Annotated in this window: 17 protein-coding genes; 16 read left to right on the forward strand and 1 reads right to left on the reverse strand. The window is 35.2% G+C overall.

What is annotated here, in order from left to right; translation table 11 throughout:
* The first annotated feature begins 5 nt into the window (after positions 1-5).
* The 11 genes from ILYOP_RS01310 to hslO all read left to right on the forward strand — a co-directional run bounded on the left by ILYOP_RS01310 (position 6) and on the right by hslO (position 9,549).
* Entirely contained in the window at positions 6-740 is a 735-nt protein-coding gene (locus ILYOP_RS01310; RefSeq protein ID WP_013386702.1) for a hypothetical protein, read from the forward strand.
* A 152-nt stretch (positions 741-892) separates the two neighbouring features.
* A complete protein-coding gene (locus ILYOP_RS01315; protein WP_013386703.1) occupies positions 893-1,090 on the forward strand; it encodes a cysteine-rich CWC family protein in 198 nt (65 codons plus the stop codon).
* 10 nt (positions 1,091-1,100) lie between these two features.
* Entirely contained in the window at positions 1,101-1,937 is an 837-nt protein-coding gene (locus tag ILYOP_RS01320) for a PHP domain-containing protein (protein WP_013386704.1), read from the forward strand.
* On the forward strand, positions 1,934-2,353 hold the full coding sequence (locus tag ILYOP_RS01325) for a nucleoside 2-deoxyribosyltransferase (protein ID WP_013386705.1): 420 nt from the start codon (positions 1,934-1,936) through the stop codon (positions 2,351-2,353). Before ILYOP_RS01320 ends, ILYOP_RS01325 begins: the two co-directional genes overlap by 4 nt.
* Before the next feature lie 73 nt (positions 2,354-2,426).
* The gene (rfaD, locus tag ILYOP_RS01330; RefSeq protein WP_013386706.1) at positions 2,427-3,425 is read left to right on the forward strand and encodes an ADP-glyceromanno-heptose 6-epimerase; all 999 of its coding nucleotides are present in this window, start codon (positions 2,427-2,429) and stop codon (positions 3,423-3,425) included.
* A 14-nt stretch (positions 3,426-3,439) separates the two neighbouring features.
* The gene (locus ILYOP_RS01335; RefSeq protein ID WP_013386707.1) at positions 3,440-4,243 is read left to right on the forward strand and encodes an undecaprenyl-diphosphate phosphatase; all 804 of its coding nucleotides are present in this window, start codon (positions 3,440-3,442) and stop codon (positions 4,241-4,243) included.
* Between the two features lie 47 nt (positions 4,244-4,290).
* Positions 4,291-5,340 carry a type IV pilus twitching motility protein PilT gene (locus ILYOP_RS01340; protein WP_013386708.1) on the forward strand — a complete coding sequence of 350 codons (1,050 nt, stop codon included), beginning with the start codon at positions 4,291-4,293 and terminating at the stop codon, positions 5,338-5,340.
* 10 nt (positions 5,341-5,350) lie between these two features.
* On the forward strand, positions 5,351-6,559 hold the full coding sequence (locus ILYOP_RS01345; protein WP_013386709.1) for a type II secretion system F family protein: 1,209 nt from the start codon (positions 5,351-5,353) through the stop codon (positions 6,557-6,559).
* 17 nt (positions 6,560-6,576) lie between these two features.
* Entirely contained in the window at positions 6,577-7,971 is a 1,395-nt protein-coding gene (locus ILYOP_RS01350; protein ID WP_013386710.1) for a coproporphyrinogen III oxidase, read from the forward strand.
* A gap of 25 nt (positions 7,972-7,996) precedes the next feature.
* The gene (locus tag ILYOP_RS01355; RefSeq protein WP_013386711.1) at positions 7,997-8,545 is read left to right on the forward strand and encodes a ComEA family DNA-binding protein; all 549 of its coding nucleotides are present in this window, start codon (positions 7,997-7,999) and stop codon (positions 8,543-8,545) included.
* A 116-nt stretch (positions 8,546-8,661) separates the two neighbouring features.
* Positions 8,662-9,549 (forward strand): Hsp33 family molecular chaperone HslO, encoded by an 888-nt coding sequence (gene hslO, locus ILYOP_RS01360; protein WP_013386712.1) that lies wholly within the window; start codon positions 8,662-8,664, stop codon positions 9,547-9,549.
* 141 nt (positions 9,550-9,690) lie between these two features.
* Here the strand turns inward: hslO and ILYOP_RS01365 are convergent, their stop codons facing one another.
* A complete protein-coding gene (locus ILYOP_RS01365; protein WP_013386713.1) occupies positions 9,691-10,581 on the reverse strand; it encodes a fumarylacetoacetate hydrolase family protein in 891 nt (296 codons plus the stop codon).
* A gap of 243 nt (positions 10,582-10,824) precedes the next feature.
* Here ILYOP_RS01365 and putP point away from each other — a divergent pair, with 243 nt between their 5' ends.
* The 5 genes from putP to ILYOP_RS01390 all read left to right on the forward strand — a co-directional run bounded on the left by putP (position 10,825) and on the right by ILYOP_RS01390 (position 18,280).
* On the forward strand, positions 10,825-12,273 hold the full coding sequence (gene putP, locus ILYOP_RS01370; protein WP_013386714.1) for a sodium/proline symporter PutP: 1,449 nt from the start codon (positions 10,825-10,827) through the stop codon (positions 12,271-12,273).
* A 187-nt stretch (positions 12,274-12,460) separates the two neighbouring features.
* On the forward strand, positions 12,461-14,188 hold the full coding sequence (locus tag ILYOP_RS01375; RefSeq protein ID WP_013386715.1) for a phospho-sugar mutase: 1,728 nt from the start codon (positions 12,461-12,463) through the stop codon (positions 14,186-14,188).
* Positions 14,189-14,371: 183 nt separating this feature from the next.
* The gene (locus ILYOP_RS01380) at positions 14,372-15,412 is read left to right on the forward strand and encodes an ABC transporter substrate-binding protein (protein ID WP_013386716.1); all 1,041 of its coding nucleotides are present in this window, start codon (positions 14,372-14,374) and stop codon (positions 15,410-15,412) included.
* Positions 15,413-15,488: 76 nt separating this feature from the next.
* Positions 15,489-17,210: an ABC transporter permease gene (locus ILYOP_RS01385; RefSeq protein WP_013386717.1), complete on the forward strand. Its 1,722-nt coding sequence runs from the start codon at positions 15,489-15,491 to the stop codon at positions 17,208-17,210.
* Positions 17,210-18,280 carry an ABC transporter ATP-binding protein gene (locus ILYOP_RS01390; protein ID WP_013386718.1) on the forward strand — a complete coding sequence of 357 codons (1,071 nt, stop codon included), beginning with the start codon at positions 17,210-17,212 and terminating at the stop codon, positions 18,278-18,280. The genes ILYOP_RS01385 and ILYOP_RS01390 overlap by 1 nt, the downstream gene beginning before the upstream one ends.
* The last annotated feature ends 96 nt before the right edge of the window (positions 18,281-18,376 follow it).

The raw sequence follows: 18,376 nt of genomic DNA on the forward strand, positions 1-18,376 counted from the left end.
AAGGTATGAAAAAACTATTATTTTTACCGATATTGCTTATAATGGTATCTTGCAGTTCTCTTTTTGCACCTAAAACTGATCTTGCAGAAAAATACAGTGTGGATAAAGAGGCTGTTAAAAATTGGGATAAAACCATAAGTGAGACAGTAAAAGGTGAGGCTCTTATAGAGGACTGGTATGGAAATGATGAACCAATATTTTATTTGAGAAAATCAGGGATAATGAAGGAGAAAGAGTATAATTTCCTTACTTCCCTTAAAAAGAAAGAGGCTATAACTCAAGAGGACACAGAAGAATTTAACACTCTTTTAAACAAATACAACAAAAAACTTAAAAGAGAATTTTGGCTGAAAGATGAAAATCTAAAAGACCCTAAGGGGCTTGCAGAAAAAATAGTTAAAGAGGCCAATTTAAGAATGAAAAATCCTTCAAATTATATTTTAAATAATGTAGCTACAGGAAAAGAAAAAGATCTTTTATCCTCTTATGCAAAGAAAAAAGACCTTACAGAAAAAGAGACCAAGAAACTAAAAAAAATGCTTAATTCTTTCTTGAAAAGAGAAGAGTTTTTCTTAGCAGAAAACTGGTATAACAGAGAGATATCTTCTAGACTTATAGAGATAGTTGAAATTTCTAAAAAAGATAAGGTTTCTAAATTTGAAAGAAACAATATAAATGCCAAGGCACTTTATATTGCTTATCCAGAGTATTTCTCAGAACTAGAAAAATGGAAAGATTAATGTATAGGCCGGGCTTTTACTGCCCGGTCTTTTCATATGTTTAAATAGTTGGAAATCTTTATAATTTAGATGTCAAAGATACTGATTAAAATTGAAATTTTCTAAGAGCTGAATTATAATAAAGAGACAGATTTAAATTACCGGAGGTAATTGTGAAAAATAAAAATGGAATATGTCCACTTTGCGGCAAAGAAAACCATTGTGCCACAGTTGCAGGTTCTGATCCTTACAGCTGCTGGTGCATGACGACAAAAGTTCCTGAGGAACTTTTAGAAAGAATACCAAAAGATATAAGGGGAAAGGCCTGTGTCTGTAAAGAATGTGTGGAAAAATATTTGAAAGAAAAATAGGAGGACTGACATGGTAGATATGCATCTGCATACAACAGTCTCAGACGGGGCTTTGTCTCCAACAGAACTTGTAGAAAAAGCCTATGAAAAGGGTATTAAAGTTTTGGCTATAACAGACCATGATACTGTGGATGGGTTGGAAGAGGGAAGAAAAAAAGCCCTTGAGCTAGGTATTGAATTCATAAACGGAATCGAAATATCATGTGACTGGCTGGGGAAAGAGGTTCATATTTTAGGTTATTTTATAAATTGTGAAGATGAAAAATTTCAGAGCGAGATCATGGCACTGAGAGAAATAAGGGAAAATAGAAATAAAAAAATGCTGGAAAAACTGGAGAAAAATGGTATATACATAACATTAGAGGAACTTCAGGAAGAGGCAAAGGGAGATATACTGAGCAGATCTCATATGGCCAATATAATAATGAAAAAAGGCTATGCTTATTCAAAAAAAGAGGCCTTTTCAAGATATCTAGGTCAGCATGGAATAGCCTATGTACCTAAAAGCAACCTCAGCCCTGACAGAGCCGTGAGAATAATAAAAGAGAATGGAGGCTTGGTCTCTCTGGCACATCCAAAACTCATAACAAGAGACAGAGGTCAGATACTTAAAATAATAAATGGGCTTAAAAAAGTGGGGCTAGATGCACTAGAGGCATACCACGGTAAATTTCAAATAAATGATGTGAAATATTATATGGATCTTGCTAAAGAAACCGCGCTTCTGTGGACAGGGGGTTCTGATTTTCATGGCAATGAAAGAGATATAATAGAGATAGGTGACGGAGAAGTTCCTATGTATGTATATGAGGCTCTTTTGATTTATTATGAGGGGAGGAAAATATGAAAAAAATATATTTTGCAGGTTCCATAAGAGGTGGCAGAGAAAATATGGAAATTTATGCTGAGTTAATCGAATTTTTAAGTAATTATGGAACGGTTCTTACTGAGCATGTGGGATATAAAGATTTAGAGGAGACAATGGAGAGTGAAAAATCAGACTTTGCAATATATGATCAGGACATAGCCTGGCTCAGAGAGTGTGACCTGGTAGTGGCAGAGGTATCACAGCCTTCTATAGGAGTGGGGTATGAAATAGGTATTGCTGAATCTCTGGGGAAAAAAATACTGTGTCTTTATAATGAGGAGGCACCCAAAAGACTATCAGCTATGCTTGCAGGTAACGAAAAAATATCAACATGTTTTTATAACTCTATAGAGCACGCAAAAAGGTGTATAGAGGGAGCCCTAAAAAACCTTTAAAAATTGAAATATAAGGTGAAAAGTGATAAAATAAAAATGACGATCTGGAAATAAAAAACACAGGAGGATATATATGATTCTAGTTACTGGAGCTGCTGGATTTATAGGGAGTGCCCTTGTCTGGAAGCTCAATGAAGATGGGATAAATGACATAGTCGTATCTGATAAATTAAGAACAGAAGATAAATGGTTGAATCTAAGAAAAAGAGATTATGCTGACTGGGTAGACAGAGATGAACTTTTTGAATGGCTGTCTGTTTATGAAAATGCTCGTAAACTAACTGCAGTAGTACATATGGGTGCCTGTTCTGCAACAACAGAACAAAACGGGGACTTTCTTATGAAGAATAACTATGAGTTTTCAAAAAAATTGTGGGAATTCTGTACAAACAGAAACATAAAATATATCTATGCATCATCTGCTGCTACTTACGGGATAGGAGAACAGGGATATAATGATGATGTATCTTCTGAAGAATTAAAGAAACTCATGCCTTTAAATAAATACGGATATTCTAAAAAATACTTTGATGACTGGGCCTTTAAACAAGAGGAAAGCCCTAAAGAGTGGATAGGTCTTAAGTTCTTTAATGTATATGGTCCTCAGGAATATCATAAAGGAAGAATGGCATCCCTGGTATTTCATGCCTTTAATCAGTATAAAGAAAACGATATAGTAAAACTTTTTAAATCTCACAAAGAGGGATATGAAGACGGATGGCAGCTTAGAGACTTTGTATATATAAAAGACGTTGTAAATGTAATAAAATTCTTTTTGGATAATGATACAAAATCCGGAGTATACAACCTAGGAACTGGAAAAGCTAGAAGTTTTTATGAACTGGCCTTGAATACAGTTAGGGCAGCAGAAGATAATTATGATATAAAAGGTGAAGATGTAATAGAATTTATACCTATGCCTGAAGACTTGAGAGGTAGATATCAGTATTTTACCCAGGCAGAGATGAATAAACTAAAAAAAATAGGTTATACTGAAGAATTTCATACCCTTGAAGAGGGAGTCAAAGATTACGTACAAAATTATCTGGTGAAAGAAGACTCGTATCTATAGGGGGATAAAATAACTTGAATTCATTATTGATAGTAATTATACTTGGAATAGTAGAGGGACTGACAGAATTCATACCTGTTAGCAGCACCGGTCATATGATTCTTGTGGAACAGTTTGTAAATAATCCACAGTTATCTAAAGAGTTTATGGATACTTTTCTCATAGTTGTGCAACTAGGAGCTATACTGGCAGTTGTTATTATTTTCTGGAAGGATATCAGCCCATTTGTAAAAGACAGGAAAAAGGTAGAAGAGAAACTTACTCTCTGGAGTAAGATAGCAGTAGGGGTTCTTCCTGCAGCAGTTTTAGGCCTTCTTTTAGATGATTATATATCGGAATATTTTTTTGGAAATGTGATAATAGTATCGGTAATGCTCATTCTATATGGGTTTATCTTTATGAAGGAAAAGAACTTTGAAAAGGAAAACTGTATTGAGGATATAAAACAACTTACTTATAAAACAGCATTCCTTGTAGGCTGGTTTCAGTGTTTGGCCATGATACCAGGAACCTCGAGATCAGGGGTAACTATAATTGGTGGTATACTTTTGGGGCTTTCTAGAGGAGTAGCCGCAGAGTACTCTTTTTTTCTTGCTATTCCAATAATGGCAGGTGCTACTCTGCTCAAGGTTTTAAAAAACGGCCTTGATTTTTCTCCCGAAGAGTGGAAGCTCACACTTGTAGGAACTGCTGTCTCTTTTTTTGTAGCTTACATTGTTATAAAATGGTTTATGTCTTATATAAAAAGCAGGGATTTTAAGGTATTTGGTGTATACAGAATTGTACTGGGAATCCTGGTATTGATCAGTATTTTTTAAACAAGGAATAAAATTCCTTGTTTAATTTTTATAAGGGGGGATAAATTATGAATATTACAGACATTCTAGTTGCAGCAAAGGACGCAGAGGCATCTGATATCCATCTTGTGGCAGGAAAACCGCCTACATTCAGAATCCATGGTGTTTTGGAAGATATGCCCGGCTGCGAGGAAAAATTAATGCCTTTGGCTGTAAAAGAACTTGCCTACTCAATATTAAATGAGGATCAGGAAAAAAGTTTTGAAAAAAATAAAGAGTTGGATTTTTCCTTTGGTATATCAGGAGTTGGTAGATACAGGGTAAATGTCCATGTACAGAGAGGTACAATAGGAGTTTCGATAAGATCACTGAGTACAGAGATACCTGATTTTTCAAAATTAGGTCTACCTGAAGTGGTAAGAAGTTTCACAGAATATGAAAACGGTCTGATACTGGTAACAGGTCCTACTGGAAGTGGTAAATCTACTACACTGGCCTCTTTGATTGATAAAATAAACAAAGAAAAAGCACATCATATAATAACTGTAGAGGACCCCATAGAATATCTTCATACTCATAAAAGGGCTTTGGTGGAGCAAAGGGAATTAAAGGCCGATACAGAAAGTTTTTCTACGGCTCTTAAATATGCTCTGAGACAGGATCCAGATGTAATTCTTATAGGTGAGATGAGGGACCTTGAAACTATAACAGCTGCCCTTACAGCAGCAGAAACCGGTCACTTGGTATTTGGGACACTGCATACAAACAGTGCAGCAAAGACAATAGATAGAATAATAGATGTATTTCCTATGGATCAGCAGTCTCAGATAAGAATACAGCTGTCAACTTCATTAAGAGCGGTATTGGCTCAGCAACTTGTTCCTTCTACTGACCGCAAGAGAAAAGTTGCCTGTGAAATAATGGTAGGAACCCCGGCAATAGGAAACTTAATAAGAGAAAATAAGACATATCAGATACCTTCAATGATAGAAACTGGTATGAGACACGGAATGATAAGTATGGACGCTTTTTTGGAAAAGCTTCTTAAACAAGGTAAAATAACCACACAGGAATTTGAAAAAAGATCCAGTGTTAAGAAAAATAAAATTGATCTATAGGTGATGAATTGTGCCAAAATATAAATACAGAGCCAGAGATAAAAATGGACACCTAATTGACGGAGAAATGGAAGCAGCTAATGAATCGGAGCTGAATGTAGAGTTAGATAATCTCGGACACTTTCTGATAAGTGTAGAAAAACCAGATGCAATTCTAGGGGGGGATATACTCGCTCCTTTCAAAAAAGTAAAGATAAAAGAGATGACACAATTTACAACAGAACTGTCTACCCTTATAGAAGCCGGAATATCTATAGTCTCAGCTCTTGAGATTGAGGCGAAGCAACTAAAGGATGGGGTCTTGAAAACAGCTATATCAAAGGCTATAGAGGACATCAAGGGAGGGGAAAGTTTCTCTGATGCCCTGTCAAAACACCCTAAGGTCTTTAAAAAAATATATACGGGACTTGTAAAATCAGGAGAGGTTTCAGGACAGTTGGACAATATATTGTTAGATCTTGCAAAGTATCTGGATGTGAGCTACAAGAACAGATCAAAGGTAAAATCTGCAATTATTTATCCCTGTGTAATGTTTATAGTGGCACTGGCAGTATCTGTGTTTCTATTGGTAGTTGTACTGCCTAGTTTTGTTTCTGTATTTGAAAATGCAGGTGTGGACCTTCCTCTTCCTACAAGAATACTTTTAAATCTTTCTCTTTTTATGAAAACCAAGTGGTATTTGATGCTTGGGGGAATAGCTTTTATCATCGCATTGATACGTCTTTGGTATACTACTGTTGACGGGAGATATAATATAGATGGATATAAACTAAAAGTCCCTATATTTGGGAGCCTTATGAAAAAGTCAGTGGTATCAAGATTTACAAGGACTTTCGGAGCCCTCATGAAAAGTTCTGTCCCTATGCTTCATGCATTGGATATCCTAAAGGAAAGTATAGAAAATGCTGTCATAGAAGAGGTCGTGGATAAGATGAAAGTGGTTGTGAGTGAAGGTGGAAAGGTCTCTAAAGAGCTAGAGGAAAGTAAATATTTTCCGGCGATGGTTGCAAGGATGGTTTCCGTAGGTGAAAATACAGGAGAGCTCGATAAAATGTTGCTGAAGATATCCGATCACTATGATAACGAGCTAGAAAATGATATAAAAGGGCTGACTTCAATTATCGAACCTATCCTCATAGTTTTTATGGGTGTAGTAGTTGGAAGTATCGTTTTAGCTGTTATGCTTCCTATGTTTGATATGATAAAGCTTGTGAAATAGAAACCGGAGGTTAGAGTTTGATTTTAGATACAGATTTTGATATTACAGAAAACAGTATGGATGAGTTTTTGAGAATACTGGTTCCCGAAGCAAGAGGAAGAGATATAAAAATAAGAACTATAGAGGAAGGAGAGAATATAAGCCTTCTCATAGAAACCAACGGTTTTAAAAAACAGTTCACCTATAAAAACCATATCGACAGAATAGATGATCAAAAGATAGTCATGGCAAAGACCTCTCTTTTAGAGATCTATGGTAAAGACTATGCCTGGGGAAGTTTAAAGGGGGTAAGACCTACTAAGCTTGTTAGAAGGCTGTTGGCTTTAAATTATGACTATCTAGAGATAAAGGATATTTTAGAGGGACTTTTTAAGGTGTCAGAAAAAAAGAGCTCTCTTATTATTGAGGTTGTAAAAAAAGAAATGGAGTACCTAAACCGAGAGTATATAAATATGTATATAGGTATACCTTTCTGTCCTACAAAATGCAGATACTGTTCTTTTGCATCCTATGAGATTAACAGTGGAGTGGGAAGACACTATAACGCCTTTGTAGATACCTTAATAGAAGAGATAAAGCTCACAGGAGAACATTTGAAAGAAAACGGCTATAAGCTTGGATCGGTTTATATAGGTGGAGGTACACCGAGTATACTGACAGAAACTGACATTGAAAGGGTGCTGGCGTCTGTGAAGAATAATGTGGATCTTTCTTCTGTAAAAGAATTTACCTTTGAAGCTGGACGAGTGGATACTCTCACAAAGAAGAAGCTTGAGATAATGAAAAACTATGGTGTAGACAGAATAAGCTTAAACCCTCAGACATTTAATGAGGAAACCTTAAAAAATCTAAATAGGACATTCTCTAGAGATAAATTTGATGAGATGTATTCCTTATCCAAGAATATGGGATTTATCATAAATATGGACTTGATTATAGGTCTTCCTGGAGAGGGAACCAAAGAGATACTAAATACTATGAAAGAGCTTGAAAAATATCAGATGGAAAATCTCACTGTGCATGTATTGGCACTTAAAAAAGCCTCAGTGCTTTTTAAAGAGGGACATCAGGAGGAAAAAATCGACAGGCAAGCTGTTGAGAATGGTATAGAAGAGCTTACTAAAAAGAAATCTCTTAAACCCTATTACATGTATAGGCTGAAAAACAGCACCCAGTGGGGAGAAAACCTAGGCTATGCTATCGAGGGGAAAGAATCTATATTTAACATAGAAATGATAGAGGAAAACCAGTCTACCATTGGTCTAGGCGGAGGAGCCATCACAAAAAAAATATCGGCAGAATCCCCTGTGAGAGATCATATAGACAGACTGGTAGGGCCAAAAGAACCGGCAACCTATGTAAGAGAAATGAGAGAAAGGCTTAAAAAAAAGTTAGACCTTTTTAAAAAATAATTTTTTAAATTTATCGGGAGGAAAGATGAGTGAGAACAGAAAATTCCTGCTTCTCATCTTACTGATACTTGGAATTTTTGCAGGAGAAAAACTTTATAAAAATTTCAATACTGAAAAAAACAAAAAAGAGTCAAAGTATGAGCTCACTGTAACAAGAAACGCTTATAAAGATAAAAATAAACCTCTAGATATAAATAAAGCTACTGTGGATACGATGTTGAAAAATGGTATAAATCTAAGATATGCCGAAGGTATAGACGAGTATCGTGAGATAACAGGAGGATTTCAAAATATAGAGGAACTCAGAAGGATAAAGGGTATAGGGGCGAAAACTCTTGAAAAAATCTCTGGAAAAGTAAAAGTTTATGAGAAGGCAAAAAGAAATAAGCTTTATATAAATGAAGCCTCTGATAAGATTCTTCTTTATTTTGGTTTTACAAAAAAAGAGATAAAGAAAATAAGAAAAAAACAAAAAGAAAATTTTAAAATCAATAGTAATATTGAATTTAGAGAGTTACTAGACGATGAAAGGTATTATTATTTTAAAGATTTTGTACAATACGAGAGATACTGATGGAGGCCTTCTAGGTCTCCTTTGGTTTTTTATATACTTAGCTTCATAAGAATTGAAAAAAAATGTTATCTATGATAAAATCAGGTTTGTAAATTTATTTTTGAGAGGAGCAAAAGATGGCCAGACTTATTAGAGGTGCTAGCAAGAATGCTAGATTTTTTATAGTAGATTCAAAGGATGTTGTTCAAAAGGCTCAAGATATACATAAATGCAGCCCTACTGCTATTGCTGCATTTGGAAGACTCCTTACAGCAGGGATAATAATGGGTGCAGGGTTAAAAGGTGATGATCTCATGACTCTTAGGACTGACACAGATGGATCTTTAAATCACATGGTTGTTACCTCAGATTCATTAGGGGGAATAAAGGGGTATCTTTCAAACCCAGAGGCGGAACTGCCTTTAAAATCCAATGGACAGCCTGATGTAGGTGGAGTAGTAGGAAAGGGTATGTTGAGAGTAATAAAGGATATGGGACTGAAAGAACCATACGTTGGTATTTCCAATATACAGACTGGAGAGATAGCAGAAGATATAGCTTATTATTATTATACATCAGAACAGACGCCAACGGTTCTAGCTCTGGGAGTTTCATTGAATGATGACATGTCCATAAAAAATGCAGGAGGATATATGATTCAGCTTTTGCCTGATTCTGAGGATCAGTTTATAGACAAGTTAGAAGCAAAGATAGGTGCTATAAGACCTGTGACTGAACTCTTTGATGGAGGTATGAATCTAGAAAGAATAGCAAAACTTCTTTATGAAGACATGGAAGATGAGAATGCTGAAAAACTTGTAGAGGACTATGAGGTATACGAAGAGATAGAAACAAAATACAGTTGTAATTGCGATAAAGATAGGTTCTATAAGGGCCTTGTTGCCCTTGGGAAGAACCAGCTTGAAGAAATCTTCTCTGAGAAGGATACTTTAGAGGTAGAGTGTCACTTCTGTAAATCAAAGTATTCTTTTAGTAAGCAGGAGTTTGAAAATTTAATGAACTAATTAAAAATGGCGGTCTAAACCGCCATTTTTAATTTTTTAGATTTATTTATTATACCAGGTTAAATTTTATATTTGTATTTCTATAAATATTTAAGATTTTTAATTATTCTCTTTATGGTGATATTAAATTTTAGAATTTCTTTATTCCACAATATTGGTAAGAGTACCTATTTTTTCTATCTCACAGACAACTTTGTCCCCTGATTTCAAGAATTTAAAGGGTTTGAATCCAAGTCCCACCCCAGAAGGAGTTCCTGTGATTATAATATCTCCCTTGTGGAGTTTCATTCCTTTAGAAAGGTCACTTATGATTGTGGGTATGTCAAAAATCATCATGTTTGTATTTGAATTTTGACGAAGCTCATCATTTACACTGCATTTTATGTCTAATTCAACAGGAAAAGGGATTTCACTTTTATGGACTATTACTGGCCCCATAGGGCAAAAAGTCTCAAGACATTTACCTTTGAACCACTGTCCGTGTTTTCTTTGTATATTTCTTGCGGACACATCATTTACGATTGTATATCCAAATATATGATCTTCAACCTTTTCGGGTTTTATATTAATCCCTTCCTTACCTATGACAATCCCTAATTCTACCTCATAGTCGATCTTATCTGTGATATCCTTGTGATTTAGGATGATATCTCCATCACCTATGGCAGGGTCTGCTATTTTTGAAAAGTAGATGGGAAACTTTGGTATAACGTCTTCTGCTCCCTTTAGTCCTTTGATCTCCTTGGCATGATCTAGGTAGTTTTTTCCTAGACACAGAAGGTTTCTCTTTGGATATTCTATAGGTGCTAGAAGTTTAACATCAGTTAGATTTGAAGTAGCTTTATTTTCAGTGATAAATTTTTTGAGATCCTCTAAAAATAGTTCGTCCCAGCTGTCTAACAGTTCGTTGATATCTTTTGGTTTTTTAATGTTTTTAGAAGAATAAAAATCACTTATATCCACTATAGATTGAGCATTTTTCATTATTCCTATTTTTTTTTCGTCGTTTTCCAAGTAATAAACAAATTTCATTTTGACACCTCCATATATTTAAAAACCTTTTTTCTATAATATAATATAAACAAGGAAAATACCAAAATTATATTTAAGTTTCAATATAGGAAATATCTAATTAGAAATAATTCTTTAGTCAGCTTTATGAAAATATTAGGTTCAAAGTCAACAATAATTGACAGTGTGAATGAAATTGTGATACCATATTAACTGCATAGATGTTATATGGCTGAATATAAAAAAATCTAAGGAGGAATAATAATGGCGGGATTTGAGACGCTTTTTACCTTTGGGATATATATGATATTTCTCATAGGTGTAGGGGTTTACTTCTATAATAAAACAAACAACGTAGAGGATTATTTAATAGGCGGAAGAGGGATGGGGTCGTGGGTCACTGCACTTTCGGCTCAGGCTAGTGATATGAGTGGATGGCTACTAATGGGACTTCCTGGAGCTGTGTATCTATCTGGTATTAATCAGGCTTGGATAGCCATTGGACTTTTAGTAGGAACCTATTTAAACTGGAAGTTTGTCGCACCAAAACTAAGGGTTCAGACAGAAGAGACAGATACAATGACTATTTCCACTTTTTTAGAAAAAAAATTGGGAGATAACACCGGGCTTATTAGAAATTTCTCAGCAATAGTTACACTTTTTTTCTTTACAATTTATTCATCATCTGGACTGGTAGCAGCAGGGAAACTCTTTGAATCTATGTTGGGGATAGATTATAAAATTGCCGTAATTATAGGGGCACTTACAATAGTAACTTACACCTTTATGGGGGGATATCTGGCTTCTTGCTGGACAGACTTTTTTCAGGGTGCTCTTATGTTTGGAGCTATAATACTTGTGCCTCTTATGGCATTGAATATTTCCGGTGGTACTCAAGGGGTAATAGATGCAATGACAGCCAAAAATATAAGTATGGATATTTTTAGCAGTGGATCTGGAAAACTTGGACCAGTTGCGATCATCTCTTCTCTTGCATGGGGGCTAGGATACTTTGGACAGCCTCATATATTAGTCAGATTCATGAGCATAAACTCTGTGAAAGATCTTAAAAAATCAAGATTAATAGCTATGATATGGGTAGTGATATCTCTAGCTGGGGCAATAGCAGTAGGTCTAGCAGGAATAGCAATGTTTGCAAACCCTGCAGATATGGGTGGCGATTCTGAAAAATTATTTATTTATATGATATCAAAGCTCTTTAATCCTTGGTTTGGAGGAATTCTTTTGGCTGCGATACTGTCTGCAATAATGTCTACAATAGATTCTCAACTTCTTGTATCGTCGACGACACTTACAGAGGATTTTTATAAATATATAAAAAAAGATGTAAATGACAAGGAACTCATGTGGGTAGGAAGAATTTGTGTGATAGGTATATCTATCGTCTCTGTACTTATGGCACTTAATCCTAGTGCAAAGGTTTTGGCCTTAGTTTCTTATGCATGGGGAGGATTCGGAGCTGTATTTGGTCCAGCCATTATAGCGACTCTTTACTTTAAAAATATGAACTGGAAAAGTGTATTCACAGGAATGGTGGCAGGGATGCTTGTTTTGGTAACATGGAAGCATCTAGGTTATGGTTCATTTATGTATGAGATTGTTCCAGGGTTTATGGCAAATGCATTGGTAACGCTTATAGGAGAGAAGGTATTTTTCAAAGAAAAATCACAGGAAACAAATGAACTTGCTTAGGGAGCTTTTAGCTCCCTTTTTTCTTGATTTTTTAAACAATATACATTAAAATTATATTAGCTGATTTAAATTTTGTGAAGATCTATAGAAGATAATCGCATTATGATTTTAAGAGGTTTAATTTCAACGGTTTCTATGGAAACAATTACTAAAAAACAAGCAATTAAACTTAAAGGGGGAAATTTTAATGGACGCTAATATTTGGAAAAAATTTGAAAACTGGTCAAGTTCAGACTATATTGATGCAGAGGACAGAGAAGAACTGAAACAGATAAAGGATAATACCAAAGAGGTGGAAGATAGATTTTATACTGATCTAGAATTTGGAACTGGAGGTATGAGAGGTATAAGAGGAGTAGGTACCAACAGAATAAATAAATATATAGTAAAAAAAGCAGCCCAGGGGATAGCAAACTATATGCTGAAAATGGATGCGGAGGCGGCAGTGGATAGAGGTGTGGTTATAGCTTATGACTGCAGAATAGGATCCTATGAATATTCTCTTAATATGGCTCTTGTTTTTGCGGCAAACGGTATAAAAACCAATCTTTTCGAATCTTTGAGATCAACACCGGAGTTATCCTTTGCAGTTAGAGAGCTAGGAACAATGGTAGGAGTAATGGTAACTGCATCTCATAACCCAAAAGAATATAATGGATTTAAAGTATACTGGGAAGACGGAGGACAAGTTGTAGAACCTCATGCTACTGAGATAGTAAAAGAAGTATACGCAGTAGAAAGCTTTGATGATATAAAAGCTATGACTCAAAAAGAAGCTGAAGAAAAAGGGCTTCTTAAATTTGTAGGGAAATCTGTTGATGATAAATATATAGAGGCTATAAAAAAAGAGGTTATCAATACTGATATCCCAGGTAAAAAAGAATTTAAAATAGTATATTCGCCACTTCACGGAACTGGAAAAAGACCTGTTCAGAGAGTAATGAAGGAGATAGGCTTTGACAGTCTATATACTGTAGCAGAACAGGAAGAACCAGATGGAACTTTCCCAACTTGTGACTATGCAAACCCTGAAGATCCAGCAGTATTTAAACTTGGTATAGAACTTGCTGAAAAAATGGGATCTAAACTATGTATGGCTAATGATCCTGATGCAGACAGGATAGGCATAGCCGTTAAGAGAAAAAATGGAGAATGGGTTTATCCAAATGGAAACCAGGTCGGGCTTCTTCTTATGAATTATATTCTTGAGAACAAAAAAGATATACCAGAAAACGGAGCGGTAATTTCCACTGTGGTGTCTACTCCTATGTTGGATGTAGTAGCTGCAGATAAGGGTGTTAAGATGTTCAGAACTCTTACAGGATTTAAATATATAGGGGAAAAAATATTAGAATTTGAAACAGGAAAAATTGACGGGACATACTTATTTGGGTTTGAAGAATCTTATGGTTATCTGGTTGGAACTCATGCAAGGGATAAGGATGCCATAGTCTCTACAATGCTTATAGCAGAAATGGCAGCTTATTATGAATCAAAGGGTACATCAGTAATAGAAGAACTAGAAAAACTTTATGACAAGTACGGATGGTATAAAGAGGGAATACAGGCTATCACAATGAGCGGTAAAGAGGGAGCTGAAAAAATACAAAATATAATGAAGTCCCTCAGAGAGAATATGCCAGTAGAAGTTTTAGGAAAAAAAGTAAAAAAAGTAAGAGACTTCCAGCTTCAAAAGGACTATGATAAAGAAGCGGGAAAAGAATATCCGATAGAACTTCCTAAGTCTAATGTAATACAGATGATACTTGAAGATGATACACATATAACTGCAAGACCTTCTGGAACTGAGCCTAAGATAAAGTACTATTATGGAATAAATGCAAAAACAGAAGCAGAGTCAGAGAAAAAATTGGAAAATACAATGAAGGGATTCTCAGAATTCCTTGAAAAATAAGGTGCCAGGGGCTTGATGTCCCTGGTTTTAATTTATGAGTCAGATTATAAAGTAAGCTTCCTGTATATAATTGTAAGAATATATACAGATACTGTATTAAATATAAACGATATATTTTGACTAATTGAAAATTTGTGGTATTAATATATTGTTTTGTTAATTACAATTAATGGGAGGTAGTTTATGAAAAATATTAAATTTAGTAATCTGTTATTGTTGATTCTTCTGATTATTTTTGGAGTATCCTGTGGAAAGGCCGAAGATAAGGCAGAGGATAAGGGTAGCCTTACATTTTATGCAGGACTTCAAGAAGACCATGCAGCTATGATAGCAAAAGAATTTGAACAAGAAACCGGAATAAAGACGAGTTTTGTAAGAATGAGTAGCGGGGAAGTACTTGCAAGACTTAAGGCAGAAAAAAATAACATGTCTGCTTCAGTTTGGTATGGCGGGCCTATTGATGCTTTTGTGGCGGCCAACGAAGAAGGATTAATCGAAAAATACGAATCTCCTGAAGGAGAAAATATAAAGCCTGAATTTAAAAGTACAGACAATACTTGGAATGGAATCTATGTGGGATACCTTGGGTTTGTTGGGAATGAAGAGATACTTGCTGAAAAAGGACTTGAGATGCCTACATCTTGGGAAGATCTTTTAAAACCGGAATATAAAGGTGAGATTGTAGTTGCCCATCCTGGATCATCAGGGACTGCATACACAATGCTTGCCACAGTGGTTCAACTTATGGGTGAAGATGATGCTATGGAATATTTCAAGAAGTTTAATGGACAAGTGAGACAATATACAAAATCAGGAACTGCACCTGGAAGAATGGTAGGCCAGGGTGAAGCTACTATAGGAATAACATTCCTTCACGATGCAATCAAGTATAAAAAAGAAGGGTATAAGGATATAATCATTTCGGCACCGTCAGAAGGAACAGGATTTGAAATTGGTGGAGTATCACTTCTGAAAAATGGTCCAAATCCAGATGAAGCGAAACAATTTATTGACTGGGTACTTACTAAAGAAGTGCAGGAAAAAGGACAGACAGTAGGATCATTCCAGTTCCTTACTAATAAAAATGCCATCCCACCTGAAGAGGCTATGGCAATAAAAGACACAAAACTTATTGATTATAACTTTGACTGGGCAGGACAAAACAGAGTTAGACTTGTGGAAAGATTCAGTAAAGAAACAAGTACTACAGCTCCTACTAAGTAATGTTGAACTTACCTTAGTATTTTCTAAGGTAAGTTTTTATTATTAAAAGCAGTGGAAAAGTATTCGGGAGGAAGTAATGAATGACATCAGATTAAAGATTGATCAAGAACTAAAACATATAAAAAAAATTACAAACGATCCCACTTTATTAATAACGGTATTATTTTCTATATTTGTAGTTTCTTTCTTTGTCTTGGTACCGCTATCAAATATATTAAAGGAAAGCTTTACATCACAGGGAGATATAAACTTAGACAATTACAGAGCGGCATTTACTAGAAGCGGGAATGTGGTAGTTATATTTAACACAATAAAATTAGGACTGGTAACGGCGACTCTCGCACTTATAATCGGATTCTTCTTTGCCTACACTACATCTTATATGACCATAAAAGGGAAGAGACTGTTTGATTTTATAGCTATGCTTCCGATAATATCACCTCCCTTTGTAGTTGCTTTATCTGCTATATTATTATTTGGAAGACAGGGCCTTATCACAAGGGGGTTACTCGGTATCAGAGATTATGAAATCTACGGGTTTCATGGGTTAGTACTTGTACAGGTGTTGAGTTTCTTTCCAATAGCGTATCTAATGCTTGTGGGATTATTGCAAAAAATAGACCCCTCTGTAGAGGAAGCGTCTAGGGATTTAGGTGCTAACAGATTAAAAGTGTTTACAAGTGTTACTTTTCCTCTGGTTGTTCCCGGAATAGGAAATGCTTTTTTACTTGTGTTTATACAGTCTATTGCAGATTTTGCAAACCCCGTTGTTATAGGGGGGAATTTTACAACTATAGCTGTTAAGATATATCAGGAAGGAATAGGTAACTTTCAGCTTGGAATAGCAACGGCTTTGGCAATGATATTACTATCTCTGTCTATATCCATGTTTGTTATACAAAGGTTCTATATTAATAAAAAATCTTATATAACAGTAACAGGTAAGATATCTAGAAAAAGAGAGCTCATTTCAGACAGGATAGTTACTGTACCTGTAACAGTTCTTCTTGTGACTATGACACTTTTTGTAATCGGTATGTATATACTTATTCCTGTAAATTCCTTTGTAAAATTGTGGGGTATAAATTATACTCCAACATTAGACCATTATAAATACATTTTTAAGTTTGGAATGGATCCTGTTTTACAAACGACAATTCTATCTGTAATAGCTACTTTTATAACTGGATTTTTCTCAATGATAATAGCCTTTTTAATTGTCAGAAAAAGGTTTATAGGAAAGACATTTATAGAGTTTACAACTGTTATGGCCATGGCTATACCAGGGACTATAATAGGTCTAGGGTATGTTATCAGTTATAATAAGACTTATTATATACCCTTTACTAATATTACACTTATACCTCCACTTACGGGGACAGCACTGATTATAATTGTGGCATTTATAATAAGAAGTCTTCCTGTGGGAGTAAGAAGTGGTATGAGTTCTCTGCAGCAGATAGATCCTTCTATTGAAGAAGCCGCAAGTATTCTTGGGGCATCTAGTCAGAAGATATTCTTTTCTGTAACACTGCCTATGATAAAAGAAGCTTTTTTCAGTGGACTTATATATTCTTTCGCTAGAAGTATGACCCTTGTAAGTACTATTATATTTCTAATATCTGCCAAGTGGAAACTCCTCACTCCGGCAGTAATGGAGAATATTGATACTGGTAGAATAGGAATTGCTTCGGCTTATTGTACAATGCTGATTATAATAGTTTCAATTGTTATGGTATTTATGAAAATAGTAACTTCAAAATTAGGAATTCAAAACGAAAACTCAGGAGATGTCTAATGAAAGAATTTAAAAAAGTAGAGATAAAAAACTTAACTAAAATATTTATATCTGGAAAAAATAAGGTGAAAGCGGTCGATAATCTGGACCTTACTATTGAACCAGGTGAGTTTGTATGTCTTTTGGGACCATCAGGATGTGGGAAGACCACGATGCTTAGAATGCTAGCAGGTTTCGAAGTTCCTACTACAGGAAATATTTTTATCGGAAATAAGGATGTGGCAAACCTGACTCCAGACAAGAGAGATACTGCCATGGTCTTTCAAAACTACGCATTATTCCCTCATATGAATGTTTTTGATAATATTGCTTATGGTTTAAAGGTGCAAAAGAGACCCAAAGCTGAGATTAATGAAAGAGTAGAAAAAATACTAAAGCTTATGAAAATGGATGATTTTGCAACAAGAGTTCCATCACAGATGTCAGGTGGACAGCAGCAAAGAGTTTCCCTTGCAAGGGCCCTTATAATGAATTCGGGAGTACTTCTTTTTGACGAACCTCTTTCTAATTTGGATGCCAAGTTGAGACTGCACATGAGGGATGAGATAAGAAAACTTCAAAAAGAGGTGGGGATAACCTCTATATATGTAACCCATGACCAGGCAGAGGCTATGTCCCTTTCAGATAAAGTAGTAATAATGAAAGACGGGAAAATAATGCAGGTAGGTTCTCCCATCGAGATCTATCAGAGACCAAATAGTGAATTCGTGGCAAAATTTATCGGACGGGCTAATATTTTAAAAGCTAAACTGATACCTGAAGATGGAAATTCTGCAACTATAAATATATTTGGGCATGAATATCCAAGTAAGGAAGACTTGAACGGGAAATCGAAAGAGGTAGATATTGTAGTAAGGCCTGAAACAATTAAGTTTGACAAAAAAACTCACGAAGGAACAGTTTTAAAGAGTGTATTTATGGGGGAGAACCATGAATACGAGATAGAGGTTAATGGCCAGATTATAGAGGCTGTACTAAGTAATCCTCACGGAAAAGATATAAAGTCTGTAGGGGAAAGAATAGGATTTACTTTTGATCATGAGGCTCTTCACATAATAGACAATAATTAGATTATAGAATTATAAACTCTTAATAACCCCACTTAATGCGGGGTTATATTTTTTTAAAAGGGCTTTGATTTAAATAAATAAAAAAATTTTAGCTAA

Origin of the sequence: Ilyobacter polytropus DSM 2926 (assembly GCF_000165505.1) — a bacterium.
In the GTDB taxonomy this organism is placed as follows: Bacteria; Fusobacteriota; Fusobacteriia; order Fusobacteriales; family Fusobacteriaceae; genus Ilyobacter; species Ilyobacter polytropus.

Excerpts from the sequence above, each read along its gene's own strand:
- ILYOP_RS01375 (WP_013386715.1), top strand. The coding sequence starts at position 12,461 with ATGGACGCTAATATTTGGAAAAAATTTGAAAACTGGTCAAGTTCAGAC.
- ILYOP_RS01320 (WP_013386704.1), top strand. The coding sequence starts at position 1,101 with ATGGTAGATATGCATCTGCATACAACAGTCTCAGACGGGGCTTTGTCT.
- rfaD (WP_013386706.1), top strand. The coding sequence starts at position 2,427 with ATGATTCTAGTTACTGGAGCTGCTGGATTTATAGGGAGTGCCCTTGTC.
- ILYOP_RS01310 (WP_013386702.1), top strand. The coding sequence starts at position 6 with ATGAAAAAACTATTATTTTTACCGATATTGCTTATAATGGTATCTTGC.
- hslO (WP_013386712.1), top strand. The coding sequence starts at position 8,662 with ATGGCCAGACTTATTAGAGGTGCTAGCAAGAATGCTAGATTTTTTATA.
- ILYOP_RS01340 (WP_013386708.1), top strand. The coding sequence starts at position 4,291 with ATGAATATTACAGACATTCTAGTTGCAGCAAAGGACGCAGAGGCATCT.
- ILYOP_RS01380 (WP_013386716.1), top strand. The coding sequence starts at position 14,372 with ATGAAAAATATTAAATTTAGTAATCTGTTATTGTTGATTCTTCTGATT.
- ILYOP_RS01390 (WP_013386718.1), top strand. The coding sequence starts at position 17,210 with ATGAAAGAATTTAAAAAAGTAGAGATAAAAAACTTAACTAAAATATTT.
- ILYOP_RS01355 (WP_013386711.1), top strand. The coding sequence starts at position 7,997 with ATGAGTGAGAACAGAAAATTCCTGCTTCTCATCTTACTGATACTTGGA.
- ILYOP_RS01385 (WP_013386717.1), top strand. The coding sequence starts at position 15,489 with ATGAATGACATCAGATTAAAGATTGATCAAGAACTAAAACATATAAAA.
- ILYOP_RS01325 (WP_013386705.1), top strand. The coding sequence starts at position 1,934 with ATGAAAAAAATATATTTTGCAGGTTCCATAAGAGGTGGCAGAGAAAAT.
- putP (WP_013386714.1), top strand. The coding sequence starts at position 10,825 with ATGGCGGGATTTGAGACGCTTTTTACCTTTGGGATATATATGATATTT.
- ILYOP_RS01365 (WP_013386713.1), bottom strand. The coding sequence starts at position 10,581 with ATGAAATTTGTTTATTACTTGGAAAACGACGAAAAAAAAATAGGAATA.